Genomic DNA, 14,022 nt, shown 5'->3' with positions numbered 1-14,022 from the left:
TAATGAGTAATTTTTATGGCACTAAAAATTAGCTTTTTGCAGTTTAATCATTTATTAAACCCCGGGTTTTTCCCGGGGTTTTTGTTTAAGTTGCTATATTTACAGGTTTAATTTTTCCAGGAAAGTACGGATAGTTGGTTCTCCAATTTCTTGCAGTTCATACTTAACACGAGTAGTAGGTTTGTCAATATTTATAATTCTTCTTAAATCAATTGGAGTACCGATAACAACAGCATCACAGTCAACAGCATTAATTGTCTCTTCTAAATCTTTAATTTGTTTTTCACCATAACCCATAGCTGGGAGAATCAAAGAGAGATGATTATATTTCTTATAAGTATCGGCAATAGACCTTACAGCATATGGACGTGGATCAACTATTTCAGCCGCACCAGCTTTTTGAGCTGCAATAAATCCAGCACCATATTCCATCTCACCATGAGTTAAGGTTGGACCGTCCTCGATAACCAGAACCCGCTTACCAGCAATTATTTCTGGATCTTCTACAAAGATTGGGGAAGCAGCTTCAATGATTGCTGCATTAGGATTAGCTTTTCTAATATTTTCACGAACAATTTCGATATTTTCTGGATAAGCAGAATCAATCTTATTAATAATTACAACATCAGCCATTCTCAGATTGGTTTCACCAGGATGATATCTTAATTCATGACCTGGACGATGTGGGTCAACCAAAGTAAAGAGCAAGTCAGTCTTATAGAATGGGAAGTCATTATTACCGCCATCCCATAAAATTACGTCAGCTTCTTTTTCAGCTTCACGGATAATCTTTTCATAATCTACACCGGCATAAACAATTACACCATTAGCCAGATGTGGTTCATACTCTTCACGCTCTTCAATAGTGCAATTATAGCGATCCAAATCTTCAAAAGTAGCAAAACGCTGACAGGTTTGAGCAACCAGGTCTCCATAAGGCATTGGGTGACGGATAGCAACAACTTTCTTACCCATATCCTGGAGCTCTTTAATTACTTTACGGGTAGTTTGAGATTTACCAACACCGGTCCGAACGGCACAAACACCAATAACAGGAACTTTAGCTTCTATCATAGTATTTCTCGGACCCAACAATCTAAAATCAGCACCCGCTGCATGTACTATGGAAGCTTTGCTCATAACATACTCATGTGGAACATCACTATAAGCAAATACTACCTGATCAACATCATGCTCTTTAATTAAATCTACCAATTCTTCTTCAGCATGAATTGGGATACCATTAGGATACAGTTCACCAGCTAATTCAGCAGGATATTTTCTGCCCTCAATATCAGGAATCTGAGTAGCAGTAAAAGCAACTACTTCATAATTTTCATTATTTCTAAAATAAGTATTAAAGTTGTGGAAATCACGACCTGCGGCTCCCATAATAATTACCTTTTGTTTCTTCATAAAATTTACGCCTCCTTCTATACTGGTTTATTTTATTTTTAAAAATACTAATTTATAAAATAATCGGAATATTAACTCCGCATCTGGGACAATGGCCATCTTTTAAATCAACATCAACTTGCCAACTCCTCTTAACCACCGGATAATGACATTGATAGCAATATGTATTACGATCTGCATTAGTCAAATTTCCTAGATATACATAATTAAGATATTTCTCAGCAACTTTCTTCGCCTCTAGCATACTCTCTACATCTGTGGGTGGTAGATCCATTTTGTACTGAGGAAAATATCGGCTTAAATGAAAAGGAATATCCGGACTTAAACTAGCCAGCCACTTAGATAATTTTTCAATTTCTTCTGGATCATCATTTAGTCCCGGAACTAATAGTGTTGTAACCTCAAGATGACAGTTCTCTACTGTCAATACCGCTGTCTTTTTTATAACCTCCAGATCTCCTCCACCGCAAATTTCTTTATAAAATTTCCGGTGGAAAGCCTTTACATCTAGATTTATTCCATCAATATACTGGAGTAATTCTTTCAATGGTTCCTCATTAATAAAACCATTTGTAACAAGAACATTCTTCAAACCAGCTTCCCGTGCCAGTTTGGATGTCTCCAGAATATATTCGTACCAGATCAGCGGTTCGGAATATGTATAAGCAATCCCAATAGAATTATAGCGTAAAGCCAGTTCAACCAGTTCTTTGCCCGTAACTTTGCGGGTCGGTGCTTTATCGTGAGCTATATGCCAATTCTGACAAAACATGCAGCTTAAATTACAACCCACCGTACCTACTGAAAGAATTTCACTTCCCGGATAAAAATGATAAAGAGGCTTTTTTTCAATAGGATCCAGGGCAATGGCAGAAATTTGGGCATAAATTGTTGAATACAGTTCACCGTCACGGTTTTCTCTAGCCCGACAATATCCCCTTTGATCGGGCTTTAAAATACATTCCCGGGGGCAAAGTTGACATTTTACACAATCATCCTCTAATTTTTCATAATAGAGAGCTTTCATGGGAACGACCACCTTTACTATTGTAATCGTATCCCATCTAGTATAACGAAATTCTATAAATATAATTCAGCAAAAATTTCTGATCTCCTGCTTAAAATCCAAAAAAATATTCAATTATGCATAAATATTTAATGATTCATAATTATGCGGAACTGTTTAATAGTTCTCTGGCCCGTTGATATTTTGAGATATTTGTTTCTTTTAATCCTCTAATCTTTTTCACAAATTGGTTTAAAAACTCATTAAAACTCTCAATATTCCCTTTTTTCAATTCCACCTCTAACCGCCTTTCCTCTGCCACACCATCCAGATAATTTACCCAATCTAATACAATCTCTAACTGTAAATTATCCAATTTTAATAGATAAACTTTCCGTCTGGTATCAATTTTTAAAATAGCTTTGACCTCACTATCTCCTACCAGCTTTTTAATCTGTGGATAATGCTTGAGTTTAACAAACCAATCATTCTGGTTTAATTCTTCTTCTGTCAACTCCACTTCTTCTTCCACAAATCTTCTTTCCTGTGAAGTCACTGCTTTATAACACCCAATCCATTTTCCTCCTTCTTTTCTAGCCCGCAATGCATTTTTCTGCTTTGCTAAATTTCCATCATCAGTATCATAATAAATTGCTGGCAAATTTAACTCACCTATATATATAAGATTTTTATAGGCAGTTTTTAGATCTTTTTCTAGTTCTTCCATATTTCTATCGACAATATATTTTACTTCAGTCTCCATCTTTCATCTCTCCTATTTAAGTAGTAGAATTCCTATTAAAATGAAAATTGAACCCAATATCTTATTCCAGGTAACCTTCTCCCCAAGAATTAAGATCCCTAAAATAAAAGCAAAAAAAGGATATGAACCAACAATAGGTGCTACCCTGGAAGCTTCAATATATTTTAATGCGCGATAATAAATCCACTGAGCAATCAAGCCAGCTATTAAACCACCAAGCAATATAAAAATAATTGATTTAAAATCGACCTCTCCAAGTTCTTTCCAGGTTGGTTTAAAAAAATTCAGAATCAATATTACCAAAGTAATTCCAATACTTCTTACTGTCAATCCAGCTAACGGAGATAGTTTTGCTAATCCTATCTTTTCTAAGATAGGAGCCAGTCCCCACAAAAAAGCTGCAAACAATGCAAAAAATATGCCCTGCTTCATTTTATAATTCACTCCTTTCTCTTTTCACTCATTAAAAGAAGGCCATTTTAATTTTAATGACCTTCTTAAAAATTTAATGATATCGGGTTACTTTAAACCGGTATAACTTTATATTATCATCTGTAATGATTCCTGCTTTTCGTTTTGCAATTTCCACCTGTTGTTCTGGAGTATCAATTCCTTCTAAATCAGGTAAGAGTAACCCAGTTTTATTTCCCTGCTTTACAATAACACCATAGCGGACAGGGTCCAACTCTTTTATACTTTCAATAGGTTCAGGTTCACTCAAAACATCAACTGAAATTGTCAACTCATCTAACTCGTCCTTTTCAATTGGGAAAAATCTAGGATCATAAAATGCAGCACTTATGGCATTTTGGATAACCTCCTGGGCCACATTTTCCTGTGTCGGTGCAGTCGTTCCAATACATCCTCTAAGTTGCCCATGTTTTTTTATTGAAACAAATACACCTGCTTTTTTCTTCATCTCCGGGGTTAGTTCCTCTGGAGGAGATGTCTTTTTCCCTTCAAGATGATTGGCAATAGTTTGACGGGCCAATCTAACCAATGGGTGTTCTTTTTCGCGAATCCCCTTTAGACGGTCAGACCGCTTTTTATATAGCAAATCAATTTTAGAAGGTATTTCTTTATCAGTTGGTGTAAAAGCAGCTACACAATACCCAACACCAAAAGGTCCTTCATATGAAATAACTTCACTATCCACCTCTAGTCCATCTAAAGCTCCCAACATAATAATAATCGGCCTTAACCCACACTCACCTGCTTTTTCAATCAATTTTGGATCAAGTTCAAATAAATCTTCAACTTTATATTTTTTCAATGCTTTGACCAGAAATTCATCAAATTCTTTTCCGTGGGGATTGTACCCTGCAGGTGCCTCAGGTGTCAAGCGATGAGAAAGATCACCACTGGCAATAACTGCAATTTTTTTATCTAATTTTTTACTAACTTTTGTAAGCAGTGCTCCAAAGCGATACAAATCTTCATAAGGGAGCATTCCCATTGTTATAGGTACTAAAGGAGCATCAAGACCAAACTCCCTGAAATAATATAAAGGAACCATAACCCCATGATCCAGTTTTCCTGTAATATTATATTGTTTACATTCTTTATCACCCATCAACACAACCATGATATCCTGTTCTCGAGATGTCTTTTCAATCTCTGTTATAAATTCCAGATCAATTTCTTCAGTAAAGGATACATGAGGAGCACCGAATTGCCCAAAGTCTCCTTTAAGTATATGTTTATGTAAAATTGCAATGGCATCGGAAAAAACTGGCCCGTGCGGACTAATAATAACAAGCACGTCTGGCTTAGACTGAGTTAATAGTCCGGCTAATTTTTTTAAAGCCTGATCAGTTAAAGAAACCCGTTCTCGATCTCTACGTCCTATTTCAGGTATCAAAAGAGGCGGATGGGGTGAAAGTCCCGCAAAAACAATACTCATTTTAACAACCTCCTTACAAATAGTTGTCATCTTTATCTTATGTCCTTCTGTATAGAATTATCCTATTCCTTAAAGTTACATTCACCAAATATTTTCAAAATCCTTTTTAACTACTGACTAACCTCATTCAATTAAAAGAACAAATGCCCTTCGGGCATTTAATCTTATTTTACTGCAAAAAGCTAATTCTTCGTTTTATAAAGAAATTCTTCAAACCATCTAATATTCGATTTCAATCAAAATAAGGCACACTAATCAATGGGCCCTTCTGGCCCTTGATTAGCTTATCACATCCTCATATGAGACCTTATTTCTCTTTCAATCTCACTAAAACAATTTAGCGAAAAATTTCAATAGCGTTTAAAATTAGCTTTTTACAGTTTAACCATATTGTTATTCATAACCTATAAAAAAGTACAATTTCCTAAACACAAAAAAACTCTACGCATATGCGTAGAGTTTAAAAATAATTCCCGCAACGTCCTACTCTCCCACAGGGTCTCCCCTGCAGTACCATCAGCGCTGGAGGGCTTAACTTCTGTGTTCGGAATGGGAACAGGTGTGGCCCCTCCGCTATCGTCACGGGAAACTTTATTACCTTTTCTCATTCACATCTCTTATTCTACTACATCACATCAACTTTGTCAAGACCATTCTCCTAACTCTGTACTTTCAAAACTGCATACTGGGATCTTCGATAGATCAAGCCCTCGACCTATTAGTACCGGTCAGCTAAGGACATCACTGCCCTTACACCTCCGGCCTATCTACCTGGTAATCTTCCAGGGGTCTTACCTGATTAACTCAGCGGGATATCTAATCTTGAGGGTGGCTTCACGCTTAGATGCTTTCAGCGTTTATCCACTCCGCACATAGCTACCCAGCGGTGCCCCTGGCGGGACAACTGGTACACCAGCGGTGCGTCCATCCCGGTCCTCTCGTACTAGGGACAGATCCTCTCAAATATCCTACGCCCGCGGCGGATAGGGACCGAACTGTCTCACGACGTTCTGAACCCAGCTCGCGTACCGCTTTAATTGGCGAACAGCCAAACCCTTGGGACCTGCTTCAGCCCCAGGATGCGACGAGCCGACATCGAGGTGCCAAACCTCCCCGTCGATGTGAACTCTTGGGGGAGATAAGCCTGTTATCCCCGGGGTAACTTTTATCCGTTGAGCGACGGCAATTCCATCCTCTACCGCCGGATCACTAAGCCCTACTTTCGTACCTGCTCGACCTGTCTGTCTCGCAGTCAAGCTCCCTTCTGCCTTTACACTCTACGTGCGATTTCCGACCGCACTGAGGGAACCTTTGGGCGCCTCCGTTACCTTTTAGGAGGCGACCGCCCCAGTCAAACTGCCCACCTGACAATGTCCCAATACCGGATCACGGTATCTGGTTAGAATTCCAGCACAGCAAGAGTGGTATCCCACCGACGGCTCCACCAACACTGGCGTGCTGGCTTCTACGCCTCCCACCTATCCTGTACATGCTGTACCAAAATCCAATATCAGGCTGCAGTAAAGCTCCACGGGGTCTTTCCGTCCTGCCGCGGGTAGTGAGCATCTTCACTCACACTACAATTTCGCCGAGTCCCCCGTTGAGACAGCGCCCAGGTCGTTACGCCATTCGTGCAGGTCGGAACTTACCCGACAAGGAATTTCGCTACCTTAGGACCGTTATAGTTACGGCCGCCGTTTACTGGGGCTTAAGTTCGATGCTTCGCCTCTAATGGCTAACATCTCCCCTTGACCTTCCAGCACCGGGCAGGCGTCAGCCCCTATACTTCGTCTTGCGACTTAGCAGAGACCTGTGTTTTTGGTAAACAGTCGCCTGGGCCTATTCTCTGCAACTCCTTTCGAATCCGCGGGCTCGCCGCTTCTCCTACTCGGAGCACTCCTTCTCCCGAAGTTACGGAGTCATTTTGCCGAGTTCCTTAACGGGGGTTCTCTCGCGCGCCTTAGGATTCTCTCCTCGCCCACCTGTGTCGGTTTGCGGTACGGGCGCCCATTGGCTCGCTAGCGGCTTTTCTCGGCAGCGGGGAATCAGCCACTTCGCCCCATTTCAGGGCTCCCCATCACACCTCAGAGTTAACAGCCGGACGGATTTGCCTATCCGGCCCTCCTACATGCTTGGACACAGTATTCCACCACTGTGCTGGCCTATCCTTCTGCGTCACCGCTTCGCTCAAACGCCAATTAGGCGGCATCGGAATCTCAACCGATTGTCCATCGCCTACGCCTTTCGGCCTCAGCTTAGGTCCCGGCTTACCCTGAGCGGACGAACCTTCCTCAGGAATCCTCAGGCTTTCGGCGGGGGAGATTCTCACTCCCCTTATCGCTACTCATACCGGCATTCTCTCTTCTATACGGTCCACCGCTCCTTACGGTACGGCTTCGCCCCGTATAGAATGCTCCCCTACCATCCGCTTACGCGAATCCGCAGCTTCGGCGACAGGCTTAGCCCCGGTACATTTTCGGCGCAGAACCACTCGACCAGTGAGCTATTACGCACTCTTTAAATGAATGGCTGCTTCTAAGCCAACATCCTGGTTGTCTATGCAGTCCCACATCCTTTCCCACTTAGCCTGTACTTGGGGGCCTTAGCTGGCGGTCTGGGCTGTTCCCCTCTCGACTATGAAGCTTATCCCACATAGTCTGACTCCCAGGCTCTTCGGTATCGGTGTTCGGAGTTTGAATGAGTTCGGTAACCTTTCAGGGCCCCTAGCTCAATCAGTGCTCTACCGCCGATACCTAACACCTGAGGCTAGCCCTAAAGCTATTTCGGGGAGAACCAGCTATCTCCAGGTTCGATTGGCTTTTCACCCCTATCCACAGCTCATCCCATGACTTTTCAACGTCAATGTGGTTCGGGCCTCCACAGACTCTTACACCTGCTTCACCCTGGCCATGGATAGATCACCTGGTTTCGGGTCTATGGCATGTAACTTGCGCCCTCTTCAGACTCGGTTTCCCTACGGCTTCGCCCCTTTCGGCTTAACCTCTACGCTACATGCCATAACTCGCCGGTCCGTTCTACAAAAAGTACGCGGTCAGACTTTCTAATAGTCCTCCCACTGCTTGTAGGCATACGGTTTCAGGTTCTATTTCACTCCCCTCCCGGGGTTCTTTTCACCTTTCCCTCACGGTACTTCTTCACTATCGGTCGCCAGGGAGTATTTAGCCTTCGGAGATGGTCCTCCTATCTTCCCACAGGGTTCCACGTGTCCCGTGGTACTCTGGATCCTCAACAGGGTCTTCAAGCCTTTCGCCTACAGGGCTCTCACCTTCTATGGCCTGCCTTCCCAGACAGTTCGGCTAGACTCTCAGTTTAACCCCTGACAGCGTGCAGACTGTCCGTTGAGGTCCTAAACCCCCATGTAGCAACGGCTGCACCCTTCTACACTACATGGGTTTGGGCTCCTCCCCTTTCGCTCGCCGCTACTCAGGGAATCGCTTTTGCTTTCTTCTCCTCGGGGTACTAAGATGTTTCAGTTCCCCCGCTTGCCCTCACACACCTATGCATTCAGTGTGTGATACCACAGCATTACCTGTGGTGGGTTACCCCATTCGGACATCCCCGGGTCTACGCTTGTTTGCAGCTCACCGGGGCTTTTCGCAGCTTACCACGTCCTTCGTCGGCTCCTGGCGCCTAGGCATCCACCGTATGCCCTTTACAGCTTGATCTATCTCGAACCCCAATATGCAGTTTTCAAAGTACAGACTGAAAGGCTTATGACCTCTCAAAAGTGAACAGCAATCAGCACTCTCTTCTCCTTAGAAAGGAGGTGATCCAGCCGCACCTTCCGGTACGGCTACCTTGTTACGACTTCACCCCCCTCACCAGACACACCTTTGGCGCCTCCCCCCTCATCGGTTAGGACAGCGACTTCTGGTGCATCCAACTCGGGTGGTGTGACGGGCGGTGTGTACAAGGCCCGGGAACGTATTCACCGCAGTATGCTGACCTGCGATTACTAGCGATTCCGGCTTCATGCAGGCGAGTTGCAGCCTGCAATCCGAACTGAGAGCTGCTTTTTGGGATTAGCTCCACCTCGCGGCTTCGCAACCCTTTGTACAGCCCATTGTAGCACGTGTGTAGCCCAGGGCATAAAGGGCATGATGATTTGACGTCATCCCCACCTTCCTCCGGTTTGTCACCGGCAGTCTCCTTAGAGTCCCCGGCTTTACCCGCTGGCAACTAAGGACAGGGGTTGCGCTCGTTGCGGGACTTAACCCAACATCTCACGACACGAGCTGACGACAACCATGCACCACCTGTCACCGTGTGGCTCAAAGAGCCAAACCCTGCTTTCACAGGTAGTCACGGGATGTCAAGCCCTGGTAAGGTTCTTCGCGTTGCTTCGAATTAAACCACATGCTCCACCGCTTGTGCGGGCCCCCGTCAATTCCTTTGAGTTTCAGTCTTGCGACCGTACTCCCCAGGCGGGATACTTATCGCGTTAGCTACAGCACTGAGGGTATCTAAACCCCCAACACTTAGTATCCATCGTTTACGGCGTGGACTACCGGGGTATCTAATCCCGTTCGCTCCCCACGCTTTCGCGCCTCAGCGTCAGGTACAGGCCAGAGAGCCGCCTTCGCCACCGGTGTTCTTCCTGATATCTACGCATTTCACCGCTACACCAGGAATTCCACTCTCCTCTCCTGACCTCTAGTCCGGCAGTTTCAAACGCAGCCCACTGGTTAAGCCAGTGTATTTCACATTTGACTTACCAGACCGCCTACGCGCCCTTTACGCCCAGTAATTCCGGACAACGCTCGCTCCCTACGTATTACCGCGGCTGCTGGCACGTAGTTAGCCGGAGCTTTCTTATGAGGTACCGTCAAACCGCACATCTCTTAAACATGCGGCCTTTCTTCCCTCATGACAGGGCTTTACGTTCCGAAGAACTTCTTCACCCACGCGGCGTTGCTCCGTCAGGGTTTCCCCCATTGCGGAATATTCCCCACTGCTGCCTCCCGTAGGAGTCTGGGCCGTGTCTCAGTCCCAGTGTGGCCGTACACCCTCTCAGGCCGGCTACCCATCGTCGCCTTGGTGAGCCGTTACCTCACCAACTAGCTAATGGGACGCGGGCTCATCTCCGATCGGCAGCTTAACGCCACCTTTCCTTCCAGGAACATGCGCCCCCGGAAGCTCATCCGGTATTAGCCCACCTTTCGGTGGGTTATCCCCGTTTCGGAGGTAGATTACCCACGCGTTACTCACCCGTCCGCCACTGCCTGACTTCCAACTTCAGCCCGAAGGCCTCCGTCAGAGCAGGCCGTTCGACTTGCATGTGTTAGGCACGCCGCCAGCGTTCGTCCTGAGCCAGGATCAAACTCTCCAAACAAAATCTATCTTAAGCACTTTAAAGTGCTTAATTTCCTTAACTCAAAGGAAATCTTCTGGCTGATTGCTGTTCACTTTTCAAAGGTCATTTTCTGTCGCTATCATCGCGACATCCATTATCTTATCATCTCTCAACTATCTTGTCAAGAGGTTTTCAACAAATTTCGTCAAAATTAAAGACAAAAAAAATGGTACCCTCGGTAGGAATCGAACCTACGCGCCTGGCTCCGGAGGCCAGTGCTCTATCCACTGAGCTACGAGGGCACATAATGGCTCCCCAAGCAGGACTCGAACCTGCGACCCACTGGTTAACAGCCAGTTGCTCTACCAGCTGAGCTATTGGGGAATGCTATTTAAAAAGTTCCCGCAACGTCCTACTCTCCCACAGGGTCTCCCCTGCAGTACCATCAGCGCTGGAGGGCTTAACTTCTGTGTTCGGAATGGGAACAGGTGTGGCCCCTCCGCTATCGTCACGGGAAACTTTATTACCTTTTCTCATTCACATCTCTTATTCTACTACATCACATCAACTTTGTCAAGACCATTCTCCTAACTCTGTACTTTCAAAACTGCATACTGGGATCTTCGATAGATCAAGCCCTCGACCTATTAGTACCGGTCAGCTAAGGACATCACTGCCCTTACACCTCCGGCCTATCTACCTGGTAATCTTCCAGGGGTCTTACCTGATTAACTCAGCGGGATATCTAATCTTGAGGGTGGCTTCACGCTTAGATGCTTTCAGCGTTTATCCACTCCGCACATAGCTACCCAGCGGTGCCCCTGGCGGGACAACTGGTACACCAGCGGTGCGTCCATCCCGGTCCTCTCGTACTAGGGACAGATCCTCTCAAATATCCTACGCCCGCGGCGGATAGGGACCGAACTGTCTCACGACGTTCTGAACCCAGCTCGCGTACCGCTTTAATTGGCGAACAGCCAAACCCTTGGGACCTGCTTCAGCCCCAGGATGCGACGAGCCGACATCGAGGTGCCAAACCTCCCCGTCGATGTGAACTCTTGGGGGAGATAAGCCTGTTATCCCCGGGGTAACTTTTATCCGTTGAGCGACGGCAATTCCATCCTCTACCGCCGGATCACTAAGCCCTACTTTCGTACCTGCTCGACCTGTCTGTCTCGCAGTCAAGCTCCCTTCTGCCTTTACACTCTACGTGCGATTTCCGACCGCACTGAGGGAACCTTTGGGCGCCTCCGTTACCTTTTAGGAGGCGACCGCCCCAGTCAAACTGCCCACCTGACAATGTCCCAATACCGGATCACGGTATCTGGTTAGAATTCCAGCACAGCAAGAGTGGTATCCCACCGACGGCTCCACCAACACTGGCGTGCTGGCTTCTACGCCTCCCACCTATCCTGTACATGCTGTACCAAAATCCAATATCAGGCTGCAGTAAAGCTCCACGGGGTCTTTCCGTCCTGCCGCGGGTAGTGAGCATCTTCACTCACACTACAATTTCGCCGAGTCCCCCGTTGAGACAGCGCCCAGGTCGTTACGCCATTCGTGCAGGTCGGAACTTACCCGACAAGGAATTTCGCTACCTTAGGACCGTTATAGTTACGGCCGCCGTTTACTGGGGCTTAAGTTCGATGCTTCGCCTCTAATGGCTAACATCTCCCCTTGACCTTCCAGCACCGGGCAGGCGTCAGCCCCTATACTTCGTCTTGCGACTTAGCAGAGACCTGTGTTTTTGGTAAACAGTCGCCTGGGCCTATTCTCTGCAACTCCTTTCGAATCCGCGGGCTCGCCGCTTCTCCTACTCGGAGCACTCCTTCTCCCGAAGTTACGGAGTCATTTTGCCGAGTTCCTTAACGGGGGTTCTCTCGCGCGCCTTAGGATTCTCTCCTCGCCCACCTGTGTCGGTTTGCGGTACGGGCGCCCATTGGCTCGCTAGCGGCTTTTCTCGGCAGCGGGGAATCAGCCACTTCGCCCCATTTCAGGGCTCCCCATCACACCTCAGAGTTAACAGCCGGACGGATTTGCCTATCCGGCCCTCCTACATGCTTGGACACAGTATTCCACCACTGTGCTGGCCTATCCTTCTGCGTCACCGCTTCGCTCAAACGCCAATTAGGCGGCATCGGAATCTCAACCGATTGTCCATCGCCTACGCCTTTCGGCCTCAGCTTAGGTCCCGGCTTACCCTGAGCGGACGAACCTTCCTCAGGAATCCTCAGGCTTTCGGCGGGGGAGATTCTCACTCCCCTTATCGCTACTCATACCGGCATTCTCTCTTCTATACGGTCCACCGCTCCTTACGGTACGGCTTCGCCCCGTATAGAATGCTCCCCTACCATCCGCTTACGCGAATCCGCAGCTTCGGCGACAGGCTTAGCCCCGGTACATTTTCGGCGCAGAACCACTCGACCAGTGAGCTATTACGCACTCTTTAAATGAATGGCTGCTTCTAAGCCAACATCCTGGTTGTCTATGCAGTCCCACATCCTTTCCCACTTAGCCTGTACTTGGGGGCCTTAGCTGGCGGTCTGGGCTGTTCCCCTCTCGACTATGAAGCTTATCCCACATAGTCTGACTCCCAGGCTCTTCGGTATCGGTGTTCGGAGTTTGAATGAGTTCGGTAACCTTTCAGGGCCCCTAGCTCAATCAGTGCTCTACCGCCGATACCTAACACCTGAGGCTAGCCCTAAAGCTATTTCGGGGAGAACCAGCTATCTCCAGGTTCGATTGGCTTTTCACCCCTATCCACAGCTCATCCCATGACTTTTCAACGTCAATGTGGTTCGGGCCTCCACAGACTCTTACACCTGCTTCACCCTGGCCATGGATAGATCACCTGGTTTCGGGTCTATGGCATGTAACTTGCGCCCTCTTCAGACTCGGTTTCCCTACGGCTTCGCCCCTTTCGGCTTAACCTCTACGCTACATGCCATAACTCGCCGGTCCGTTCTACAAAAAGTACGCGGTCAGACTTTCTAATAGTCCTCCCACTGCTTGTAGGCATACGGTTTCAGGTTCTATTTCACTCCCCTCCCGGGGTTCTTTTCACCTTTCCCTCACGGTACTTCTTCACTATCGGTCGCCAGGGAGTATTTAGCCTTCGGAGATGGTCCTCCTATCTTCCCACAGGGTTCCACGTGTCCCGTGGTACTCTGGAATCCTCAACAGGGTCTTCAAGCCTTTCGCCTACAGGGCTCTCACCTTCTATGGCCTGCCTTCCCAGACAGTTCGGCTAGACTCTCAGTTTAACCCCTGACAGCGTGCAGACTGTCCGTTGAGGTCCTAAACCCCCATGTAGCAACGGCTGCACCCTTCTACACTACATGGGTTTGGGCTCCTCCCCTTTCGCTCGCCGCTACTCAGGGAATCGCTTTTGCTTTCTTCTCCTCGGGGTACTAAGATGTTTCAGTTCCCCCGCTTGCCCTCACACACCTATGCATTCAGTGTGTGATACCACAGCATTACCTGTGGTGGGTTACCCCATTCGGACATCCCCGGGTCTACGCTTGTTTGCAGCTCACCGGGGCTTTTCGCAGCTTACCACGTCCTTCGTCGGCTCCTGGCGCCTAGGCATCCACCGTATGCCCTTTACAGCTTGATCTATC

General features: G+C 47.0%; 5 protein-coding genes, 2 tRNA genes and 5 rRNA genes. All 12 read right to left on the bottom strand.

Annotated elements, in window-relative coordinates:
- Nucleotides 1–99 precede the first annotated feature (99 nt).
- Complete coding sequence (locus tag BBF96_RS00060; RefSeq protein WP_127015268.1) at nucleotides 100–1,416, bottom strand: cyclic 2,3-diphosphoglycerate synthase; 1,317 nt, start codon at nucleotides 1,414–1,416, stop codon at nucleotides 100–102.
- 52 nt (nucleotides 1,417–1,468) lie between these two features.
- On the bottom strand, nucleotides 1,469–2,443 hold the full coding sequence (gene amrS / locus BBF96_RS00055) for an AmmeMemoRadiSam system radical SAM enzyme (protein ID WP_127015267.1): 975 nt from the start codon (nucleotides 2,441–2,443) through the stop codon (nucleotides 1,469–1,471).
- Nucleotides 2,444–2,585: 142 nt separating this feature from the next.
- A complete protein-coding gene (locus BBF96_RS00050) occupies nucleotides 2,586–3,185 on the bottom strand; it encodes a CYTH domain-containing protein (RefSeq protein ID WP_127015266.1) in 600 nt (199 codons plus the stop codon).
- A 12-nt stretch (nucleotides 3,186–3,197) separates the two neighbouring features.
- A complete protein-coding gene (locus BBF96_RS00045) occupies nucleotides 3,198–3,617 on the bottom strand; it encodes an EamA family transporter (RefSeq protein WP_127015265.1) in 420 nt (139 codons plus the stop codon).
- Between the two features lie 73 nt (nucleotides 3,618–3,690).
- Nucleotides 3,691–5,088, bottom strand: a complete 1,398-nt coding sequence (gene amrA / locus BBF96_RS00040; protein WP_127015264.1) for an AmmeMemoRadiSam system protein A — start codon at nucleotides 5,086–5,088, stop codon at nucleotides 3,691–3,693.
- Nucleotides 5,089–5,558: 470 nt separating this feature from the next.
- A 5S ribosomal RNA gene (gene rrf / locus BBF96_RS00035) occupies nucleotides 5,559–5,675 on the bottom strand.
- A 111-nt stretch (nucleotides 5,676–5,786) separates the two neighbouring features.
- Nucleotides 5,787–8,774, bottom strand: a 23S ribosomal RNA gene (locus BBF96_RS00030).
- Nucleotides 8,775–8,868: 94 nt separating this feature from the next.
- Nucleotides 8,869–10,441 (bottom strand): 16S ribosomal RNA (locus BBF96_RS00025).
- A gap of 188 nt (nucleotides 10,442–10,629) precedes the next feature.
- Nucleotides 10,630–10,704, bottom strand: a tRNA-Arg gene (locus BBF96_RS00020).
- 6 nt (nucleotides 10,705–10,710) lie between these two features.
- A tRNA-Asn gene (locus BBF96_RS00015) sits at nucleotides 10,711–10,786 on the bottom strand.
- A 15-nt stretch (nucleotides 10,787–10,801) separates the two neighbouring features.
- Nucleotides 10,802–10,918 (bottom strand): 5S ribosomal RNA (gene rrf, locus BBF96_RS00010).
- 111 nt (nucleotides 10,919–11,029) lie between these two features.
- Nucleotides 11,030–14,018: ribosomal RNA gene (locus tag BBF96_RS00005) — 23S ribosomal RNA — on the bottom strand.
- Together the 16S, 23S and 5S rRNA genes with 2 tRNA genes alongside form the textbook arrangement of a ribosomal RNA operon.
- Nucleotides 14,019–14,022 lie beyond the last annotated feature (4 nt).

This window comes from Anoxybacter fermentans (genome assembly GCF_003991135.1).
Lineage (GTDB): Bacteria > Bacillota > Halanaerobiia > DY22613 > DY22613 > Anoxybacter > Anoxybacter fermentans.
This window is presented reverse-complemented; position numbering and strand designations above follow the sequence as displayed.